This is a genomic window from Burkholderia anthina (assembly GCF_001547525.1).
GTDB classification, from domain to species: Bacteria; Pseudomonadota; Gammaproteobacteria; order Burkholderiales; family Burkholderiaceae; genus Burkholderia; species Burkholderia semiarida.
On the sequence record NZ_CM003769.1, the window covers coordinates 877,404 to 898,395 of the forward strand.

Annotated in this window: 14 protein-coding genes; 12 read left to right on the forward strand and 2 right to left on the reverse strand. The window is 67.6% G+C overall.

Going from position 1 to position 20,992, the window contains the following annotated elements:
• The first annotated feature begins 207 nt into the window (after positions 1-207).
• The 7 genes from WS64_RS20095 to ligD all read left to right on the forward strand — a co-directional run bounded on the left by WS64_RS20095 (position 208) and on the right by ligD (position 8,626).
• Complete coding sequence (locus WS64_RS20095; protein WP_059637173.1) at positions 208-1,641, forward strand: RNA polymerase factor sigma-54; 1,434 nt, start codon at positions 208-210, stop codon at positions 1,639-1,641.
• Between the two features lie 70 nt (positions 1,642-1,711).
• Positions 1,712-1,900 (forward strand): DUF3008 family protein, encoded by a 189-nt coding sequence (locus tag WS64_RS20100; protein ID WP_006498333.1) that lies wholly within the window; start codon positions 1,712-1,714, stop codon positions 1,898-1,900.
• A gap of 46 nt (positions 1,901-1,946) precedes the next feature.
• Entirely contained in the window at positions 1,947-2,108 is a 162-nt protein-coding gene (locus WS64_RS33165; protein ID WP_006498332.1) for a DUF1328 family protein, read from the forward strand.
• The gene (locus tag WS64_RS20105) at positions 2,105-2,491 is read left to right on the forward strand and encodes a DUF3022 domain-containing protein (protein ID WP_059637176.1); all 387 of its coding nucleotides are present in this window, start codon (positions 2,105-2,107) and stop codon (positions 2,489-2,491) included. The genes WS64_RS33165 and WS64_RS20105 overlap by 4 nt, the downstream gene beginning before the upstream one ends.
• Before the next feature lie 124 nt (positions 2,492-2,615).
• Entirely contained in the window at positions 2,616-4,721 is a 2,106-nt protein-coding gene (katE, locus tag WS64_RS20110; RefSeq protein WP_060967425.1) for a catalase HPII, read from the forward strand.
• A gap of 71 nt (positions 4,722-4,792) precedes the next feature.
• A complete protein-coding gene (locus WS64_RS20115; RefSeq protein WP_060967426.1) occupies positions 4,793-5,803 on the forward strand; it encodes a non-homologous end joining protein Ku in 1,011 nt (336 codons plus the stop codon).
• A gap of 39 nt (positions 5,804-5,842) precedes the next feature.
• The gene (ligD, locus tag WS64_RS20120) at positions 5,843-8,626 is read left to right on the forward strand and encodes a DNA ligase D (protein ID WP_060967427.1); all 2,784 of its coding nucleotides are present in this window, start codon (positions 5,843-5,845) and stop codon (positions 8,624-8,626) included.
• Positions 8,627-8,630: 4 nt separating this feature from the next.
• Here ligD and WS64_RS20125 read toward each other — a convergent pair whose 3' ends face one another.
• Positions 8,631-9,953, reverse strand: a complete 1,323-nt coding sequence (locus WS64_RS20125) for a cation:proton antiporter (protein ID WP_059637185.1) — start codon at positions 9,951-9,953, stop codon at positions 8,631-8,633.
• A 40-nt stretch (positions 9,954-9,993) separates the two neighbouring features.
• Positions 9,994-10,356, reverse strand: a complete 363-nt coding sequence (locus WS64_RS20130) for a DUF3175 domain-containing protein (protein ID WP_060967428.1) — start codon at positions 10,354-10,356, stop codon at positions 9,994-9,996.
• 155 nt (positions 10,357-10,511) lie between these two features.
• Between WS64_RS20130 and WS64_RS20135 the strand changes: the two genes are divergently transcribed.
• From WS64_RS20135 to WS64_RS20155, 5 genes are all read left to right on the forward strand, one after another.
• Entirely contained in the window at positions 10,512-10,979 is a 468-nt protein-coding gene (locus tag WS64_RS20135) for a hypothetical protein (protein ID WP_060967429.1), read from the forward strand.
• Positions 10,980-11,064: 85 nt separating this feature from the next.
• Entirely contained in the window at positions 11,065-11,430 is a 366-nt protein-coding gene (locus WS64_RS20140; RefSeq protein ID WP_059575213.1) for a DUF3022 domain-containing protein, read from the forward strand.
• Positions 11,431-11,692: 262 nt separating this feature from the next.
• The gene (locus WS64_RS20145; RefSeq protein ID WP_060310426.1) at positions 11,693-12,241 is read left to right on the forward strand and encodes a type 1 glutamine amidotransferase domain-containing protein; all 549 of its coding nucleotides are present in this window, start codon (positions 11,693-11,695) and stop codon (positions 12,239-12,241) included.
• A 4-nt stretch (positions 12,242-12,245) separates the two neighbouring features.
• Positions 12,246-12,575 carry a DUF1488 family protein gene (locus tag WS64_RS20150; RefSeq protein ID WP_060967430.1) on the forward strand — a complete coding sequence of 110 codons (330 nt, stop codon included), beginning with the start codon at positions 12,246-12,248 and terminating at the stop codon, positions 12,573-12,575.
• 284 nt (positions 12,576-12,859) lie between these two features.
• Positions 12,860-20,893 (forward strand): hemagglutinin repeat-containing protein, encoded by an 8,034-nt coding sequence (locus WS64_RS20155; protein WP_060967431.1) that lies wholly within the window; start codon positions 12,860-12,862, stop codon positions 20,891-20,893.
• Positions 20,894-20,992: the final 99 nt, after the last annotated feature.

Below are 20,992 nucleotides of genomic sequence, written 5' to 3' on the forward strand. Positions count from 1 at the left end.
TCAGCCCAGGGCGGGGCCGCGTTTGCCCGAGCGAAATACGTGCCCCCAAACTTGCCCCGGCCTTGTAAAAAAGCAGGCTCCGGCGCGGGGCGACACGGGGTGCGAACCCCCGAGAGCCGCGCCCTGCCGCGCTTCGCACGACTGGCACGGATGCTGCGTGACGTTCGGTAGAAGACATACCCGAACCGAACCGTCAGGAGGCTTTTGATGCCCGTCTCGCTTGCGCTGCAGATGCGACAGCATCTCGCACTCACGCCGAGGCTTCAGCAGTCGCTGCGGCTGCTGCAGTTGTCCTCGCTCGAATTTCAACAGGAATTGCGTCAGGCGCTCGACATGAACCCGTTTCTCGAAGACGGCCCGGGCGACGACGAGACCGCTGCCGCCGCCCCCGAGCAACCGATCGAAGCGGCCGCGCCTGAAACGGCGCCCGAGCGCGACGAAATGCGTCCGCCGGACGGCGAGGTGCCGTTTACCGCCGCGCCCGCGCCGCGCGGCACGAGTCGTCAGGGCGACGACACGGACGGGCTGTCGCCCGGCGAATGGATGGCCGCCGAGCCGTCGCTGCATCAGCAGCTGCACGATGCGCTGCGGCTCTATCCGCTCAACAAACGCGATCGCGAGGCCGCGCGCCTCGTGATCGATGCGCTCGACGACGACGGCTACCTGCGGCAGGAACTCCCTGAACTGCTGGTCGCCGCCGATCCGGCGTGGCTGCTGTCGGAGCAGGATCTGGCGGTCGCGCTGCGGCTCGTGCAGATGCTCGACCGGCCGGGCATCGCCGCTCGTTCGTTATCCGAATGCCTGGTGCTGCAACTGGACGCGATTCCGGCCGGCACGCCGGCGCTCGCGGAAGCGAAAGCGATCGCGCGCGAGCATCTGGAGCGGCTCGCGCGCCGCGAGACGGCCGAGATCCAGCGGCGCCTCGGCTGCAATCAGCAGACGCTGCAGGCGGCCTGCGCGCTGGTGCGCGGGCTCGACCCGCGCCCCGGCAATCACTACGGCAGCACGCGCGGCGACTACGTGGTGCCCGACGTGATCGTGCGTCAGGTGCGCGACGAGTGGATCGTCACGATCAATCCGGCCGTGCTGCCGCGTGCGCGGTTGCACGAGCGCTATGCGACGCTGTTCGCGCAGTCGAGCGGCGAGCGCGATTCGCCGCTCGGCCAGCAATTGCAGGAAGCGCGCTGGCTGATCCGCAACGTGCAGAAGCGCTTCGACACGATCCAGCGCGTGGGCGAATGCATCGTCGCGCGGCAGCGCGATTTCTTCCGCTACGGCGAGATCGCGATGAAGCCGCTCGTGCTGCGCGACATCGCGGAGGAACTCGACCTGCACGAATCGACCGTGTCGCGCGCGACCGGCAACAAGTACATGGCCACGCCGCACGGCACGTTCGAGTTCAAGCATTTCTTCCCGCGCAAGCTCGAGGCGGCCGGCAAGGGCGTGTGCTCGGCCTCCGCCGCGAAGGTGCTGATCCGCGACATGATCGCGGCCGAGCGGCATACCGATCCGCTGTCCGACGTCGCGCTCGCGGAAAATCTCGCGGGCCGCGGCATTCTTCTTGCGCGTCGGACGGTGACCAAGTATCGCCAGGCGATGAAGATTCCGCCGGCCGACCTGCGGCGCCGCGACGCCGCGTGACGGCCTCATTGTTCCAACCACGCGCGCGCCGTCCGTCGCGTCGGCTCGCGCCAACGAGAGGAGCGCAATCATGCCAGCCAAATCCCAGGCGCAGCAGCGCGCCGCAGGGGCCGCGCTGTCGGCCAAGCGCGGTGACACGAAAATGAAAGACCTGAAGCCGCCGTCGAAATCGATGGCCAAGTCGATGAGTGAGAAAGAGCTCGAGAAAATGGCTTCCACGCCCACGCACGGCAAACCGAAACACAAGCACGATGCGTGAGCGCCGCCGACGTTTAGTGACGACCGCTGTCATCCAGGAGGGTTCCATGCTTCGATACGCCATCATCTTCTTCGTCATCGCGATCATCGCGGCGGTGTTCGGGTTCGGCGGCATCGCCGCCGGCGCGGCCGAGATCGCGAAGATCCTGTTCTACATCTTCGTCGTGATCTTCCTGGTCACGCTGTTGCTGGGGGTCGTGCGCCGATGACGGTCGCGCCCGACCGATCGCGGCGCGTCGCGGAACTCGAGCACGCGTTCGCGATCGGCTTTCCGTCGCAGTCGACCGTCGTCGTTCACGAGGACGACGCGTCGGGCCGGCTGACGATCCACGTATCGTGGGTGCGCGTGCCGTCCGACGAGGATGCGCGCGAATGGCGCTGCACGGTCGACATGCGGTTCGATGCGGACGTGATCGAGCGGTACGCGCTGCTCGACACGGCCGACCGGCTGCGCGTGCGCACGCAACTGTGCGACCGCGCGCGGCGCGCGGTGGACGAGCACAAGCCGCGCGTCGAGGATGCCGCGATCGAATGCAACGTGGCGCTCGACGTGACGGCCGTCGAATTCGACGCGGCGCTGCGCGCGCCCTGACGCCGCCGGCCCGCGGGCGCCCTTCGGGCGCGGGGCCGGCTTTCCCTGCCGTCCGCACGCGCGCGCCGCGGCGCGCCGGCGTGCACGGCGGCTCCCCATTCGAATACCAAGAGGACACCTGACGATGACGAATCCCCCATCCGCCGGCAAGACGCCCCCGACGCAGCCGCACGACAGCGCGAAGTCGCGCCAGCTCGAAGCGAACCGTGCGCGGCCCGACGGCGAGGCGTTGCGCACCAACCAGGGCGTGCGGATCGCCGACAACCAGAATACGCTGCGAGGCGGCGCGCGCGGCCCGTCGCTGCTCGAAGACTTCATCATGCGCGAGAAGATCACGCATTTCGATCACGAGCGCATTCCGGAGCGCGTGGTGCACGCGCGCGGCTCGGGCGCGCACGGCGTGTTCCGCGTCTACGAGCCGATGGCCGACTACACGAAGGCCGCGTTCCTGCAGGACCCGGCCGCCGAAACGCCGGTGTACGTGCGCTTCTCGACCGTGCAGGGGCCGCGCGGGTCGGCCGACACCGTGCGCGACGTGCGCGGCTTCGCGGTGAAGTTCTATACCGAGGAAGGCAACTACGACCTCGTCGGCAACAACATGCCGGTGTTCTTCATCCAGGATGCGATCAAGTTTCCCGACTTCGTGCATGCGGTGAAGCCCGAGGCGCCGAACGAGATGCCGACTGGCGCGTCCGCGCACGACACGTTCTGGGATTTCGTGTCGCTGGTGCCGGAAACCACGCACATGGTGCTGTGGCTGATGTCGGATCGCGCGCTGCCGGCGAGCTATCGCGCGATGGACGGCTTCGGCGTGCACACGTTCCGCTTCGTGAACGCGGCCGGCGTCGAGCGTTTCGTGAAATTCCACTGGCGGCCCGTGAGCGGCGCGTATTCGCTGCTGTGGGACGAGGCGCAGCGCATCGCCGGCCACGACCCGGATTTCAACCGGCGCGACCTGTGGATGGCGATCGAGCGCGGCGACTATCCGGAGTTCGAGCTCGGCGTGCAGATGATCGATCCGGCCGATGCCGACAAACTCGACTTCGACCTGCTGGACCCGACCAAGCTCGTGCCGGAAGAGCTCGTGCCGGTGCGGCCCATCGGCCGGATGACGCTGAACCGCAACCCCGACAACTTCTTCGCGGAGACCGAGCAGGTCGCGTTTCACCCGGGCCACGTGGTGCCGGGCATCGATTTCACGAACGATCCGCTGTTGCAGGGGCGGCTGTTCTCGTACACCGATACGCAACTGAGCCGGCTCGGCGGCCCGAATTTCCACGAGATTCCGATCAACCGGCCGGTGTGCCCGTTCGCGAACAACCAGCGCGACGCGATGCACCGGCAGACGATCAACGTCGGGCAGGCGTCGTACGAGCCGAACTCGACGAGCGACGGCTGGCCGCGCGAGACGCCGCCCGCGCCGTCCGGCGGCGGCTTCGAAACCGTGCCCGAGCCGCTCGAAGGCCACAAGGTGCGCGTGCGCAGCGAATCGTTCGCCGATCATTTCTCGCAAGCCGCGCTGTTCTACCAGAGCATGACCGAGATCGAGCAGCGGCATATTCGCGATGCGTACTGCTTCGAGCTCGGCAAGGTGACGCAGCCGCACATTCGCGAGCGGGTGGTCAACGAAATCATCGCGCGCTTCGACGCGGGGCTCGCCGCGCAGGTCGCTGAACGGCTCGGGCTGCCCGCGCCGCAGGCGGCCGCGACGCCGGCCGTCCCGCGGCCCTCGCCGGCGCTGAGCCTGATCGGCCGCGCGAAGCCCGGCATCCGCTCGCGCAAGATCGCGCTGATCGCGACGCCGGGCGTGAACCCGGTGCTCGTCGAGCAGGTGCGCGACGCGTTGCAGGCCGCGCACGCGGTGCCGACGATCGTCGCGCCGACGCTCGCGCCGATCGGCGGCATCGTGCCGGAGGCGACGCTCGCCGGCATGCCGTCGGTGATGTTCGACGCGGTGTTCGTGTGCGGCGGCGACGGCGATGGCCGCGATCTCGCGCACAGCGCCGACGCCCGCCATTTCGTGCGCGAGGCGTTCAAGCACCTGAAGCCGATCGCGGCCGTCGGCTCGGGGCGGCAATTGCTCAGCGCCGCGCACTTGCCGGATCCGGCTGAAGGCGTGTGCGTCGGGCAGGCCGTCGATCTCGACAAGGTGCTGAACACGCTGTCGGATCACCTCGGCCAGCATCGCGTGTGGGCGCGCGAACAGCAGGCGGCGGAACTGCCGGCATAGGGCCGGCGGCGGTTCGTGCCGGACGGCGCGCCTGCCCTCGGGCGGGCGCGCATCGGGCAAGGAGGAACAGCATGGCACCGCGGATGATATGGAAAGGCGCGATCAGCTTCGGGCTCGTGCACGTGCCCGTGCAACTGTTTCCGGCGACGCGCACCGTGAAGCCGTCGTTCCGGATGCTCGACAAGCGCTCGATGGACCCGATCGGCTATCGGCAGATCAACAAGCGCACCGGCAAGGAGGTCACGCGCGAGGACATTGTGCGCGGCTACGAGTACGAGAAGGAGCGCTACGTCGTGCTGACCGATGACGAAATCCGCGCGGCGAACCCGGAATCGACGCAGACCGTCGACATCCTGACCTTCGTCGACGAGGACGCCGTGTCGTTTCTCTATCTCGACACGCCGTACTACCTGGTGCCGGACCGCAAGGGCGAGAAGGTCTATGCGCTGCTGCGCGACGCGCTGAAGGACAGCGGCAAGATCGGCATCGCGCTCGTCGTGATGCGCGACCGCCAGCATCTGGGCGCGCTGATCCCGGTCGGGCCGATGCTCGCACTCGATACGCTGCGCTGGCAGGAGGAACTGCGGCCGCTCGACGAGCTGTCGGTGCCGGCCGACGACGCGAAGGGCGCGGGCGTCACCACCCGCGAACTCGCGATGGCGAAGAAGCTGATCGACGACATGTCCGGCAAATGGACGCCCGATGAATATCACGACACGTTTCGCGATGACATCCTCGAACTGGTCGAGCGCAAGGTGCGCGCGGGCAAGGTCGAGGAGATCGAGGACCGCCCCGCGCAGACGGGCCGCGCGGCGACCAACGTGGTCGATCTCACCGAGCTGCTGAAGCGCAGCCTCAAGGGTGGCGCCGGCGCGCGCGCGGCGGATCTGCGTGACGAGCGCGACGAAGCGGAAGAGGAGGCGTCATCGTCGCGGGGCGGCGCGCGACGCAAGCCACCCTCGAAAACCGCGTCGAAAGGCACGACGACGAAAACCGCGGCGAAGCGCGGCACCGCGAAACGCGGCGCGGCGAGCGAGCCTGCGGCGAAGAAGACCGCCGCGCGACGCAAGCACGCGGCGTGAAGTCGATGACGCCGACTCCGATTTCGACGAGGTGACGCGATGGCCGGCAAGCTCGATCCGTATCGCCGCAAGCGCCATTTCGGCGCGACGCCCGAGCCCGAAGGGGCGCACGGGAAGCGTCGCGCGAAGGCGGAGGTGAAAGCGGGCACGAAGGCGAAGCCCGCCGCGCGCGCCCGCCACCCGCTGCGCTTCGTGATCCAGGAGCACCACGCGCGCCGGCTGCACTACGATTTCCGGCTCGAGCTCGACGGCACGCTGAAATCGTGGGCCGTGCCGAAGGGGCCGAGCTTCGATCCGCAGGTGAAGCGGCTCGCCGTGCATGTCGAGGACCATCCGCTCGAATACGCGTCGTTCGAAGGCGAGATTCCGGCCGGGCATTACGGCGCGGGGTCGGTCGTCGTCTGGGACGAGGGCACGTGGACGCCCGATGGCGGCGTCGCGCAGGCACGCGAAGGCTATCGGGCCGGCAAGCTGACGTTCCGGCTCGACGGCGAGAAGCTGCACGGCGGCTGGGCGCTCGTACGCAGCGGGCGCCAGGAAGGGCGCCAGGAGCAGTGGCTGCTGATCAAGGAGCGCGACGACGACGCGCGCAGCGCCGATGAATTCGACGTGGTCGGCGAGCGGCCGGGCAGCGTGCATGACGGCGCGTCCAACGGCGCGGCGCGCAAGCGAGCGGCGCGACGCGGCGGATCGACCGGCGCGAACGGCGATTCACGGGCAGCGCGACATGCAAGCCGCGAAGGCAACGAAAGCCAGCGCCCCACCGATCCGTCGCAAGTCGAGGGCGCGGTGCGCGCGCCGCTGCCCGAGCGCGTCGCGCCGCAACTCGCGACGCTGGTCGACGCACCGCCGACGCACGGCGGCTGGTGCTACGAACTGAAGTTCGACGGTTACCGGATCCTCGCGCGCATTGCAGGCAAGGGCGCGCGCCGGCGCGTCACGCTGATGACGCGCGAAGGCCGCGACTGGACCGCGAAGCTGCGCGCGCAGCGCGACGCGCTCGCGGCGCTCGACGTCGACGACGCGTGGCTGGACGGCGAGGCCGTCGTGCTCGGCGAAAACGGCCTGCCCGATTTCCAGGCGTTGCAGAACGCGTTCGGCACGGGCCGCTCGGATGCAATCACGTTTTTCGCGTTCGATCTGCCCTATCTCGACGGATACGATCTGCGCGACGCGCCGCTCACGGCCCGTCGCGCGCTGCTCGAACCGCTGCTCGCGAACAGCGACCCGACGCGCGTGCGTTTCTCGCCCGATCTCGGCGAGGACGTCGCGTCGCTGATCGCAAGCGCCTGCGACACGGGCCTCGAAGGGCTGATCGGCAAGCGCGCGGAGTCGCGCTATCGCGCCGGCCGTTCGCCCGCGTGGATCAAGCTCAAATGCCGGCGCCGGCAGGAATTCGTGATCGGCGGCTTTACGGAACCATCGGGCAGCCGGCACGGCTTCGGCGCGCTGTTGCTCGGCGTGCACGAGCCGCCGCCGGCCGGCAAGCGGCGGCGCGGGCCGGCGCCGCTGCGCTATGTCGGCCGCGTCGGCACCGGGTTCGACGCGCGCATGCTCGACCGTCTCGCCGCGATCCTGCGCAAGCACGAGCGCGACACGATGCCGTTCGACGCACCGCCGCGCGAACGCACGCGCACGCGCGTGCACTGGGTCGAGCCGACGCTCGTCGCCGAATGCGAATTCGCGGAATGGACCGGCGACGGCATCGTGCGGCAGGCCGCGTTCATCGCGCTGCGCGACGACAAGCCGGCGGAGCAGATCGTCCGCGAAATGCCGAAACACACGGAAACGGAGGTGACGATGGATCGACGCGAAACCACGCACGACGACAAACGCAAGCGCCCATCGCCTGCCGCTCACGAAACGGCCGCCCGCAAGCGCCCCGCACGTTCGGGCGCGGCCGCGCGCGCCGAAGGCGACGCGGCTGCGCCAGACTCGCTCGGCGGCGTGCGCATCACGCATCCCGAGCGCGTGCTCGACCCGCAAAACGGCACACGCAAGATCGATCTCGCGCGGTACTGGCAATGGGTCGCGCCGTGGCTGCTGCCCGACCTGAAAGGCCGGCCCGTCTCGCTCGTGCGCGCCCCGGGCGACATCGCCGGCGAACTGTTTTTCCAGAAACACGCGGAGCGCCGCGAGATTCCGTTCGTCACGCAGCACGAAGGGCTCGACCCCGGCCACGGGCCGTTGCTGTCGATCGACAGCGTCGACGCGCTGCTCGGCGCCGCGCAAATGGGCACGGTCGAACTGCACACGTGGAACGCGCATGCGTCGAACATCGAGCGGCCCGACCGCATCGTGTTCGACCTCGATCCCGATCCGGCGCTGCCGTGGCGCACGATGATCGACGCCGCGCAACTGGTGCGCGGCCTGCTCGACGAGCTGGGGCTCGTGTCGTTCTGCAAGACGAGCGGCGGCAAGGGGCTGCACGTCGTCGTGCCACTCACGCGGCACGCGGGCTGGGACGACGTGAAGGATTTTTCGCGCGCGGTCGCGCAGCACGTCGCCGGCACGCTGCCCGAGCGTTTCACCGCGACGATGGGGCCGCGCCACCGGCGCGGCAAGATCTTCGTCGACTACCTGCGCAACGGGCGCGGCGCGAGCACGATCGCCGCGTATTCGGTGCGCGCGCGGCCCGGCATGGGCGTGTCGGTGCCGCTCGAGTGGGACGAGGTGCCGGAGACGACGGGCGGCGCGCAATGGACGATCGACACGTTGCACGCGCGGCTGGACGCGCTGAAGCGCGACCCGTGGGAAGGCTATGCGAAGGCGCGCCAGCGCATCACCGCGGCGATGCGGGCGCGGCTCGGCGCGGACCCGTGAACCGTCAGCGCCGACGCTGCTGCAACCGGTAATACCAGTTCATCAGCGGCGTCGCGGAGACCCCGTGCGCCACGACCGACGCGGACACGACGGCCAGCACGGGCGCCGCGAGCGGGCGCACGGCCTCGGACGGCCCGTGCTCGAGCGCGAACAGCAGATAGTAGAACGAGCCGATCCCGCGGATGCCGAACCACGCCATCAGCCGCCGCTGCGCATGCGTCGCCCGCGACCCCACGAGCGTGACCAGCACCGCGAGCGGGCGCACGGCGACGAACAGCACGGTGGCCAGCGCGGCGGCGCCCCACGTGAACAACGGGCCGGGCAGCGTCGACAGCACGCTGCCGATCATCGTCATCACGATCGCCTCCGCGATCCGTTCGAGCTCGATCGTGAAGCCGAGCACCGATTCGGCCATGAATGCATGTGCCTTGTCCGGATGCTTTTCGGTCGCGACGACGTCTTCCGAATCGATCTGGCCGATCACTTCGCGCGGCGGACGGTCGCCGCTCGCACGATGCTCGACGCGCCGCATCGCGACGCCGGCCGCGAACGTCGCGATGAAGCCGAACGTGTGCGCGAGTTGCGCGGCGCCGAACGACAGCACGATCAGCGCGAGCGCGAAGAAGCCTTCGAGGCCGAGCGCCTGCGCGTGGCGCGTGCGCAGCCAGCCGATCGTCTTCGTCATGGCCCAGCCGAGCCCGCCGCCGATCGCCGTCGCACCGGCGATGCCCCACAGCGCGACCAGCGCGAACGTGCCGGACAGCGGCGGGATGCCGTGCGTCGCGCCCGGTGCGCCGCACAGCGCGAGCCCCGCGAGCGCGAACGGCAGCGCGATGCCGTCGTTCATCCCGCCTTCGCCGGACAACGCGAAGCGCACCAGGTCGCGGTCGCCCGGGTCGTGCACCTGCACGTCGTGCGCGAGCACCGGATCGGTCGGTGCGAGGATCGCTGCGAGCAGCAGCGCGGGGCCCCAGCCGACGCCAAGCGCGAGCACCGTGCACGCGGCGAGCAGCGGCACGGTGACGACCATCGCGAGCAGCCCGAGGCGGCACGGCACGAGCCACAGCTTGTCGGACAGCGGCACGCGCAGCCGCAGCCCGATCGCGAACAGCGATACGAGCAGCGCGACTTCGACGATCGCGCGCAGCAGGGGGCCGTCGCGTTCGAGGTCGAGATGCAGCAGGCCGGCGCCGCTCGGGCCGAGCGCGATGCCGAGCACCAGGTAAATCATGGCCGAGCTGCATGGCAGGTGGCGCAACGCGGACGTCACGACGCCCATGCCCAGCAGCACCGCGCCGATGATCAGGTACCAGAGGGTTTCGTGCATGTGTGATCGCAGCGGAGGGAGACGGGCGACGCGCCAGCCGTCAGGGCTTGCGGCCGAACGCTTCGCGCAGCTTGCGCTTCGCGCGTTCGAGCGTTGCACGGCGCGTTTTCGGCAGGTTGCGGCCCGCGCGGTTCACGTAGAAGTTCAGCATCGACATCGCCGACTGGAACGGCGACGCCTTGCGGCGGCGGCTGTGTTCGGCCGAGTGCTTCAGCGACGCGGCGATCGCCGCCGGATCGTCGGACTTGAAGATGTCCGGCTCGATGTCGAGCGCATCGCTTTTTTGCGTGACTTCGCCGGACCAGCGCTTGCGATGGTTCGGGTCGGCGCCGCGCGCGCGGCCGGGGCGGCGCGTGTGGCGCTTGCCGTGCGCGTGGGAAGCGGAAGCAGAAGCGGAAGGCATAAGGCAGAGGCTCCGTATGGGTCACGGACAAGTCGTGCGCAGCAGGGGAGCAAACCGCGTGCCGCATCGCGAACGTCGCCGGCGGCGGCATGGGCCTTGCTGAAAGACCGGAGCAGGAATTTCCATCACGCGATCGTCCATAGGGAGAAAACGCCATGAAGTCAGTATTCGAATCGAAGTTCGTCGCGCGGCACGTGCTGGGCTGCGCGGCCGTCGCGATCGCCGCGGCCGCGCCGGCCGCGTGGGCGCAGAACTCGCAGCGCTCCGACGAGGGCACCGGCGCGCCAAACCCGTCGATGGACATGTCGACGCCAGGCACCAACGGCAATACGGCCGCGCCGCCGCCACCGGCGGGCACCCAGCGGCATGGCGCGAAGCACGGGACGCGTTCCCACAGCGGGTCGGCCGGCCATGTGAAGCCGGGCGGCGGCCCGAACGGCGCCGGCCAGGGCGGTAGCGGCTCCCCCGGCGGCGGCGTCGGCGGCGGGTCCGGTGGGGCCGGCGGCACGGGCGGCTCGGGTGGCACGAGCGGGACGGGCGCGGGCAACGGCGGCTCGGCGGGCTCGACGGGCACGGGCGGCGGCGGGGCCGGCGGGACGGGCGGCGGTTCCAGCGGTTATTGACGGTGTCGTGCCGGCGCGGCCGGCACGGCGCGATGGCGGCGCGGTTACCCGGGACGGGCGCGCCGTCACCACGCAGGAGGACATCATGCAATCGAATTCCCGGATTTTTCTGGAGCACGACGAGATCGACGACGATGCAGGCGACATGGACGATCTCGACACGACGGTGCACGTGGACGTCGAAACGGGCAGGGTCATGTTTCATGCGGCGTGGGCGAACGCGGTCGAGGCGCCACCCGAGGCGGCGCGGCATTCGGTCGTGCTCGCGCTCGAATGCTCGACGATGGAACGCTATGCGGACCTCGACGACGGCGCGCGGATGCGCGTGCATGCGATGTTGCATGACGCCGTGCAACAGACGCTCGAACAGTTGCCCGATACCGACGAGAATCTGACGCTGACGGTCGAGCTGACCGACGCGATGCTCGACGCCGCGCGTCATTTGCAGTGATCGCGGCGCATCGAACGGGCGCACGGCGGCGGCTTACATCCCGTTGAAAAGTTTGCACCCCCGACCGTGACGAACGGGGCAGGCGAGACGACGACAGGCATACGCACCCCCGGCGCGCGGGTCGCTCCCCGATTGCAGGGCAATATAAGCGCGCTTGGTTGCCGCGGCGTGCGGCAGCCTGCGGCGCCTCGAGCACGCGGCACGCCGATTGCTGCGCGACGAACACGGCACGACGTGTGCCACACCTTCCACGGAGGCATTCATGAGCGGCAGGCTGGATCATTGCAAGGTAGCGATTCTCGCGGTCGACGGCTTCGAGGAAGCCGAGCTCGTCGAACCGCAGCGCGCGCTCGCGGCAGAAGGCGCGCAGGTCGACGTGATTTCGCAGAAGGGCGGCGAGATCCAGGGCTTCAGGCATGTCGACAAGGGCGAGCGCGTGAAGGTCGATCGCACGTTCGACGATGCACGCGAAGGCGACTACGACGCGGTCGTGTTGCCGGGCGGCGTCATCAACGGCGATGCGATCCGGATGGTGCCCGCCGCGCGCGAATTCGTGACGGCGGCGGTGGGCGCCGGCAAGCCGGTCGCGGCGATCTGTCACGGCGGCTGGCTGCTGGTATCGGCCGGACTGGTCGACGGCAAGACGATGACGAGTTGGCCCAGCCTGCAGGACGACATCCGTCATGCGGGCGGCAAGTGGGTGGACGAGGAAGTCGTGCGCGACGGCAACCTGATCACGAGCCGCAAGCCGGCCGACCTGCCCGCGTTCAACGGCGCGCTGGTCGAGCGTCTCGCGGCGCGGGGGGCGTGAGCCGATGACGACAGGTTCCCCGCGCTCCGTTACGCTGACCGACGAACCGCCCGCGTTCGACGGCGCGGCGCTGCAAATGCGCTTCGTCGTCGACGTCGGTGGCGTGCCGCATGACTGCGCGATCACCGTCGAGGCGCTCGAAGACCATTTCGGCGCGCGCTCTGCGCTGGAAGCCGACTTGCGCGACGCATTCGAGCGCGGCCGTGCACGTATTGAAGCCGCATGCGCGGACGTGCTGGCCAGTGGCAACCACGACGTGGTGCTGCACAGCGGGTATTTCCGTGCGCCGGCAGGCGCAGCGAGGGCCGGGCTGTTTCGCTCGCGGCGGCCCTGAATCGGGCGCGTTTCCGCTCGTCGACGCCTTCAGCTTGAAATTCGACAGCCGGCTGACGCTGTTTCGGCGCGGCATGGCGGAAGTCGGGCTGCTTGCCTCTCGCTACGATCATGGTGCAAAGCACGTCAATCAGACCGGTCCGATTTTGCCTGTTCCGTAGCATTTGAGAAACGTTCTCCGTTTCTCAAAAATTATTCCGAATACGGTTCATCGATCTAACAAGTACCAGCGTCAGAGCGATGAACAAAGAGACCTACCGTCTGGTGTATTCCAGGCGCCGAGGGATGGCGGTCGCAGTCGGGGAAACCGCGACCACCACGGGGAAATCAGCGAGCGACGACGCGCGTGCGCGCCGCACATCCCGCCGCGCGTCGATCGCGACGCTGGCCGCCGCGCTCGGTTCCATGCCCGCGATCCCCTGGGCGCAAATCGCACCGACGCCAGGCACCCCGACCCACGTCATCCAGGCGCCGAACGGCTTGCCGCAGGTCAACATCGCCGCGCCGAGCGGTGCCGGCGTATCGGTCAACAACTACGATCGGTTCGATGTGCACAGCAACGGCGCGCTGCTGAACAACTCGCCCGCGATGGTGCACACGCAGCAGGCGGGGATGATCAACGGCAACCCGAACTTCGGCCCCGGGCAATCGGCACGCATCATCGTCAATCAGGTCAACAGCACGGCCGCCAGCCAGATTCGAGGCTATGTGGAGGTCGCGGGCAACCGCGCGGAAGTGGTGCTCGCGAATCCGGCCGGCATCGTGGTGGACGGCGGCGGTTTCATCAATACCAGCCGCGCCACCTTGACGACCGGGCGGCCGTACTATGGTGCCGACGGCTCGCTCGCCGGCTACCACGTGAATCGCGGGTTGATCACGGTCCAGGGCGCGGGTCTGGACGCATCGAGCGTCGATCAGGTCGATCTGATCGCGCGCGCCGTGCAGGCCAATGCAGCGATCCATGCGAAAAAACTGAACGTGATCGCAGGCGCCAGTCAGGTCGATCGCGATACGCTCGCCGCGACGCCAATCGAGGGCGATGGCGCCGCGCCGGGCGTCGCCATCGACGTCAGCCAATTGGGCGGCATGTACGCCGAGCGGATCCTGCTCGTCTCGAACGAACGCGGCGTAGGGGTGGCGAACGCCGGGACGATCGCCGCGCAGTCGGGTGACCTGACGCTGCAGTCGAACGGCCAGCTCGTGCTCGGTGGCAAGACGAACGCGACCGGCAATCTCGCAATCACCGCGCAAGGCGGTATCCGGAACGACGGCACGACGTACGGGCAGCGCAACGTGTCGGTATCGACGACCGGCACGCTGTCGAATAACGGTGCCCTGGCCGCACGGCACGCACTCAACGTCTCGGCCGACAGCGTCGCGTCGACGGGCTCGTTGGGCGCGGGCGTCAATGCGGACGGCGCGGTAACCCATGACGGCGACCTGATCGTCACCGCGACCGGTCAGCTGACGGCGAACGGCCGGAACGTCGCGGGCGGCAACGTCGCGTTCACGGGCAGCGGCATCGACCTGTCGGGCTCGAAGACGGCTGCGAACGCAAACGTTTCGCTGCTTGCTCACGCTGGCGGCCTGAACCTGACGAACGCGACGACCAGCGCGCAACGTGCGATCGATGCACGTGCCGCAGGCGTACTCGTCAACGACCACGGTACGCTATCGAGCCAGGCTGGCACGACGCTCGCGGCCCGCGCGCTGTCGAATCGTGGCGGACAGCTTTCGGCAGTCGGCCCGCTTGCAATCGATACATCGGGACGGCTCGAGAACCAGGGCGGCACGCTCGTCACGGACGGGGCGTTGACGCTCAGTGCCGGCGATATCGCAAACCGTGCCGGCACGATGCAAAGCGGCGGCGCGCTGTCGGTGAAGGGCGCGTCGCTCGACAACTCGGCGGGCCGGATCGTGTCGCTCAATGGCGACGGCCTGACACTGTCGGCGACCGGCCGGCTGACGAATGCCGGCGGCACGACGGCGACCGGTGTGCAAGGTGGCGTGATCGGCGGCAACGGAGACGTGACCGTGCAGGCGGGTAGTGTCGTGAATCACGGCAGCCTGACGGCACAGCACGCACTGCAAGTCACGGCGGCCCTGGTCGACAACCGCGACGGCGCGATGGCGGCGGATCGGCTGAACGTGAAGACCACGGATCTGCACAACGCGCGCGGCACGCTCACGCAGTACGGCAGTCAGGAAACGACGGTCGACGTCAGCGGCACGCTCGACAACGCGAGCGGTACGATCCAGACCAACGGCGCGAACCTCTCACTGGCACCGGCGGCGCTCGACAACGCGAGCGGGATGATCGTGCACGCCGGTACCGGCACGCTGGCGCTGATGCCGGGCCTCGGTTCGGGACTGCTGACGAACGCCGGTGGCACGATCCTGAGCCGCGGCGCCATCGGGTTGTCGGCAGGCACCTTCGACAACATCGGCGGCACGTTGGCCGCGCTCGGTTCGATCTCGGCCCGCGTCGGCGGCGAACTGAACAACACGGGCGGCGCGCTTGCTGCGAACGGTGACGTGACGCTCGATGCCGGTTCCATGACCAACGGACGGGGCGGCCAATTGAACGGCGCGAATGTACTGCTTCGCGCAAATAGCCTGAACAACGACGGCGGCCGAATCACCGGCTCCGGCGGCGACGTCGGCATCACGACTGCCGGCGCAGTCTCCAACGCGGGTGGCCAGATCGGCGCGATGCGCGATCTGTCGATCCGCGCGAGCACGCTCTACGGCGGCGGAGCGTATAGCGCGGCGAACGATCTGGCGTTGTACTTGCGCGGCGATTTTACGAACACGTCGGACTACCAGTTCAATGCAGGCCGCAATCTGGCGTTCACACTGCCGGGGACGTTCAACAACGACGCCGGTCTGATGAGCGTGAACGACCTGAGCGTCGATGCGGGCGACGTCGTCAACAGTGGCGCAATGGCAGCGGGCGGCCGGCTGCGCACGCAGTCGAACACGCTGATCAACACCGGCACGCTGGTGGGCGCAAGCGTGTCGCTCTCGGCTGCGTCTGCGCTGGCGAACGTAGGGCCGACCGCGCTGATCGGGGCGTCTGCCAGCGATGGGCTGCTCGAACTGCTCGCGCAAAACATCGAGAACCGCGACGACACGACGACAACCGATACCCCGGCGCTGACCGCGATCTACGGTCTTGGCCGTGTGGTGCTGGCGGGTGGCAAGGATGCAGCCGGCCAATACACGAAGGCTGCGCATATCCTGAATCAGTCAGGCCTGATCCAGTCGGACGGCGACATGGCGCTGCATGCCGATCTCGTGACGAACACGCGTCGCGAGATGCAAACGGCATGGACCTCGCAAGTCGATGCCACGCTGCTCGAGCGGCTCGGGATCAGTCTGTCCGGCCGCACCGGCCAGGTCGGCGTCAAGGATCCGGACAGCATCGGCGGCGTCTACGTCGAGCCGCCGCATGGTGGCGAGTACAACAGCACGTACCAATACACGACCTATACCGGCACGCCGCTGGCGAACCTTGTCTCGAAGATCAGTCCGGCCGCGCAGATCGTGGTGGGCGGGAGTCTGAACGCGTCGTCCGTCGACACGTTCCAGAACTACTGGAGCCAGGTGACGGCGGCAGGCGATATCGAGATACCGCGCACGCTCGATCAGGATAGCTGGAGGGGACAGCTCGCGCCGCAGGTCAAGGTGACCTACACGGGCAAATATTGGTACCGAAACTACGACGGCACCAAGTTCTGGAGCTATTCGTTCTGCGACACGCCGGGCTGCAATGCGCCATCGGACATTCGCGAGTACGCGCTGCCGAGCTACGAATCGAGCTTCGTCGCGAACGGCACGCTCTCCGGCACGGGCGTAAGTATCGACAACCCGGCCGGCAATGCGGGGCGCCCACCGATCGGCCTGCCGCCGGGTGTCGACGTTGGCGCCGTCGGCGGCGGCATCGACCGCGTGATCGCGAGCGCGACGGCGGTCGACGTGCTGAAGAACCTGACGATTCCGCAGGGCGGCCTGTTCCATCCGAACCCGGCGCCGAACGCGAACTACCTGATCGAGACGAACCCGGCGTTCACGAGCCGACGCGCGTTCATGTCGAGCGACTACTATCTGCAGCAGCTCGGGCTGAACCCGGAGCAGACGGCGAAGCGCGTTGGCGACGGGTTCTACGAGCAATGGCTGGTGCGCAATCAACTCACCTCCCTGACCGGCAAGGCGGTGCTCGGGCCGTACACGGACATCGAATCGATGTATCAGGCGCTGTTGTCGTCGGGTGCCGCGCTGTCGAAATCCCTCGATCTGCCGCTCGGCGCGAGCCTGTCGGCCGAACAGGTCGCGCAGCTCACGAGCAACGTGGTGCTGCTGGAGACGCGTGTCGTCGACGGGCAATCGGTGCTGGTGCCAGTCGTGTATCTCGCACAGGCGAGCCGGCAGGACATGAACGGCCCGCTGATCGCAGGCGGCAACGTCGATCTGAAGGACGTGCAGTCGTTCTCGAACAGCGGCACGCTCCGCGCCGCGGACAGCCTTTCGATCGGCGGCCGGACCCTCGACAACCGCTTCGGTGCGCTGCAAAGCGGCGGCCGGATGACGCTGGCGACGACCGGGACAGTCGATCTGACCTCGGCAAGCGTGAAGGCCGGCGGTCTGGCGCTGGCAGCAGGCGGCGACCTGATCCTCGATACCGCGACGCACACGCGCAGCCAGGCGAGCGCAGACGGCGCGACGCGCGTGTCGACGACGCTCGGGCCGCAAGCGGGCATCGACGTGGCCGGCGACGCGGCGATCGCGACGGGCGGCAACTTCCGGCAGAACGCGGGCAATCTGAGTGTCGGCGGCGATCTCGGGATGCAGGTCGGCGGCGACTGGACGCTCGGCGCGCAGCAGGTCGGCGAGCACAAGGTAGTCGAGCGCGCGAACGGCGTGTCGGACACGGAAGTCAATCGATCCACCGGCAGTGCGGTCAAGGTCGGCGGGAAGTCGGCGATCGTCGTAGGAAGGGATCTCACCGCGAAGGGGGCGCAGATCGAACTGGGCGGTGGCGGTGCGGTCGTGGCCGGCGGCACCGTGACACTGGGCGCGGCGAGCGCGACGTCAACCGTGAACAGTACCAGCTCGGGTAACGAGGGCGGCCGCGGCTATGCCGAGTCGCTGCACACGTCGGATCAGGCCCTGAGCGGCACGACGCTGACCGGTGGCGAAAGCGTGGCGATCGTGGCGGGTAAAGACCTGAACGTGATCGGCAGCGCGATCGGTCTGGACAAGGGCAATGCGACGCTGGCGGCCGCGGGCGACGTGAACATCGGTGCGGCGACCGGCACGCACGAACTGAATGCGCACGAAACGCACAGCCGCAGCGGCGTGGTGAGCGGCACGAAGGTCGCGAGCGGGATCGACCAGACGATGACGCTGAACCAGGGCAGCCTGGTATCGGCCGATGGCGTGACGATCGCTGCTGGCCGCGATCTGAATATCCAGGGCAGCACGGTCGTCGGTACGAACGACGTCGCGCTGAGCGCGGCGCGCAACGTGACCGTCGCGACGACGCAGGATACGCTCGCGTCGTCGAGCTACTACCAGAAGAAGGAAACGGGGCTGATGTCGGGCGGCGGCCTGTCGGTGTCGGTGGGCAGCAGTTCGCTGAAGACGACGAGCCAGACGAGCGAAGTGTCGAATAATGGCAGCGCGATCGGCTCGCTCAACGGCAATCTGAGCATCGTCGCCGGGAACGACCTGCGTGTGACGGGCAGCGACCTGATTGCCGCGCGGAACATCAGCGGCACGGGCGCGAACGTGACGATCGATGCGGCACAGGCCACTGGTCATCGCGCGCAGACGCAGGAAGTATCGAAGAGCGGGTTGACGCTCGCGCTGAAGGCGCCGGTGATCGACGCCGTGTCGAACGTGGTGGGCCAGTCGCGCGCAGCCGGCAAGAGTCAGGATGGTCGTGCGGCCGCACTGCACGGGATGGCAGCCGCGAGCGGGGCAATCGATGCGGTGGGTGCTGGCGCGGCGGCATTGGCCGGAGGCGCGACACCCGAGTTCAAGGTCGAGGTCAGCGTCGGCAGCAGCCACAGCAAGAGCGCGTTCAGCGAGGACAGCGTGACGAATCGCGGCTCGAATGTGAACGCCGGCGGAACGGTGGCGTTTGCGGCAACCGGCAACGGTCAGGCGGGCAGCGGCAAAGTGACGATTGCTGGATCGAACGTGAACGCGAGCGACGTGATTCTGGCCGCGAAGAACGACGTCAACATCGTCAATACGACGGATACGGATTCGACGCGCAGCACGAACGAGTCGAAGAGCGCGAGCGTCGGCGTGTCGGTCGGCACCGGCGGGTTCGGTGTTTCTGCGGCGATGTCGAAGGCGAACGGCGATGGCAACAGCGATCTGGCCGCGCAGAACAACAGCCATGTAACCGCAGCAAACAATGTGACGATCATTTCGGGCGGCGATACGAACATCATCGGCTCGAACGTGAAAGGCAATCAGGTGAATGCCGACGTAGGCGGAAACCTGAACATCGCCAGCGTGCAGGATACGCTGGCGAGCGCGGCGCATCAGTCGAGTTCGGGTGGCGGTTTCAGCATCAGTCAGGGTGGCGCCAGCGCGAGCTTCAGCCAGAGCAAAGGGAATGCGACGGGCAGCTATGCGGGTGTCGATGAGCAGGCCGGCATTCAGGCGGGCGATGGGGGCTTCAATATCAACGTCACCGGCAATACGGACCTGAAGGGTGGGTTGATCGCGAGCAACGCCGATTCGGCGAAGAACTCGTTGACGACAGGTTCCCTCACCTTCTCGGACATCCAGAACCAGTCGCACTACGACGCGAGCTCAAGTGGCTTCAGCGCGGGCGCGACGACAGGCGATGGCGGGATGAACTACAGCACGCATGGAAGCGCGTCGGGCAAGAACGCGGGTGGCGCCGCGCCGATGCTTGGCCAAAACGACAGCGGCAGCGACAGCGCGACGACGAAGAGCGGTGTCAGCGCCGGAACGGTCACGATCACGGATTCGGCGAACCAGAAGCAGGATGCGGCGAGCTTGAGCCGCGATACGACGAACACGAACGGGACGGTCGCCAAACTGCCCGACGTGCAGAACCTGCTGGCCAATCAGTCGGACATGATGGCTGCAGCCAGCGCGGCCGGCGAAGCGGTGTCGCGCCGGATCGGAGACTACGCGGACAAGATGATGAAGGATGCGGCTGCCAACGGTGACCAGGCAGGTGTCGACGCGTGGAAGGAAGGCGGAGCGAATCGCGCGCTGATGCAAGGTGCTGGTGCGGCGCTGGTGACGGGCCTGGCCGGCGGCAACGCGGTTGGCGGTGCTGCCGGCGCGGCGGTCGCGTCGATTGCCGCAGGCAAGCTGAACGAACTGAGCAGCGCGATCGCCGGCAGTGATCCGACCGGCAATGCCAATATGAATCAGGCGCTGGGCAATATCGTGGCGAACGTGATCGCGACGGGGGCTGGAGCGGCTGCGGGTGGCGAGTCTGGAGCGTTCTCGGGGTACAACGTCGATCGGTTTAATCGGCAGTTGCATGTTGAAGACAAGACGCTCGCGAAGCAGCTTGCCGATAAAAGCAAGGGGAAATACTCGCAAGCCCAGATCGAAGACCAGATGCGTATCATGGACGCCAATGTGAACGGGACGAACGCGTCCGGGGCGCCCACGACGCTGATTGGTCAGTTGCCCACCGATTCGGGAGCGCGATGGGTGTCGGGCGGCACGACCAGTGATGGGAAAACGATCCTCACGCAGCTTACAGCACAGCCTAATCCAGAATTGCAGGCGTACATCGCGACGAATGCGGGATCGGTGCCGGCCGGTGACGTGCCGCGCGTTACTTACACTCCCAACGGAAACGGTGGAAGCTGGAACATAACGGGGCCGTTTACGAAGTTTGACAAATCGGATGCGAATTACGTCAAGGCGACGACGGGCGACCTGGCGTCGGCTACGTCGACAACGGCTGGATGGCTCGGAGCCGTCACTGGTGCACTAGCATCGGCACCTACGCCACTCGCCCCGACATTTGCAGGATTATCGTATGCGACCACTGTGGTTGGAGTGGGTGCCGATGCGGTGGGCCAGGCACTAAGTCCCAATGTCGGGCAATATTGGGTCACTGGTGGCGTCAATGTTCTATCCAATTACGTTTCTGGAAGATATCCGATTCTTGCGCCCGTGATTAACGCAATTGGAAACACATTTAACAACGATCAAAGCGTCGGGAAAGTTCAGGGTTGGATGAACTCATATTGGCAAGCCGTGGCAAATGGCATCTCGACCAATGGAGGAGAAGGTGCGAAAAATTAAAATCATTGAAAATGGAAATTTCACTGATTGGGTTAGGTTGATTTTCATTGTTTCGGGTTTTGTGTTGATGTTCTGTGCATTTAAGTTAATTGCCCCGAC

Excerpts from the sequence above, each read along its gene's own strand:
- WS64_RS20125 (WP_059637185.1), bottom strand. The coding sequence starts at position 9,953 with ATGCACGAAACCCTCTGGTACCTGATCATCGGCGCGGTGCTGCTGGGC.
- WS64_RS20135 (WP_060967429.1), top strand. The coding sequence starts at position 10,512 with ATGAAGTCAGTATTCGAATCGAAGTTCGTCGCGCGGCACGTGCTGGGC.
- WS64_RS20150 (WP_060967430.1), top strand. The coding sequence starts at position 12,246 with ATGACGACAGGTTCCCCGCGCTCCGTTACGCTGACCGACGAACCGCCC.
- WS64_RS20100 (WP_006498333.1), top strand. The coding sequence starts at position 1,712 with ATGCCAGCCAAATCCCAGGCGCAGCAGCGCGCCGCAGGGGCCGCGCTG.
- WS64_RS20130 (WP_060967428.1), bottom strand. The coding sequence starts at position 10,356 with ATGCCTTCCGCTTCTGCTTCCGCTTCCCACGCGCACGGCAAGCGCCAC.
- WS64_RS20105 (WP_059637176.1), top strand. The coding sequence starts at position 2,105 with ATGACGGTCGCGCCCGACCGATCGCGGCGCGTCGCGGAACTCGAGCAC.
- WS64_RS20140 (WP_059575213.1), top strand. The coding sequence starts at position 11,065 with ATGCAATCGAATTCCCGGATTTTTCTGGAGCACGACGAGATCGACGAC.
- ligD (WP_060967427.1), top strand. The coding sequence starts at position 5,843 with ATGGCCGGCAAGCTCGATCCGTATCGCCGCAAGCGCCATTTCGGCGCG.
- WS64_RS20115 (WP_060967426.1), top strand. The coding sequence starts at position 4,793 with ATGGCACCGCGGATGATATGGAAAGGCGCGATCAGCTTCGGGCTCGTG.
- WS64_RS20145 (WP_060310426.1), top strand. The coding sequence starts at position 11,693 with ATGAGCGGCAGGCTGGATCATTGCAAGGTAGCGATTCTCGCGGTCGAC.
- WS64_RS33165 (WP_006498332.1), top strand. The coding sequence starts at position 1,947 with ATGCTTCGATACGCCATCATCTTCTTCGTCATCGCGATCATCGCGGCG.
- WS64_RS20095 (WP_059637173.1), top strand. The coding sequence starts at position 208 with ATGCCCGTCTCGCTTGCGCTGCAGATGCGACAGCATCTCGCACTCACG.
- WS64_RS20155 (WP_060967431.1), top strand. The coding sequence starts at position 12,860 with ATGGCGGTCGCAGTCGGGGAAACCGCGACCACCACGGGGAAATCAGCG.
- katE (WP_060967425.1), top strand. The coding sequence starts at position 2,616 with ATGACGAATCCCCCATCCGCCGGCAAGACGCCCCCGACGCAGCCGCAC.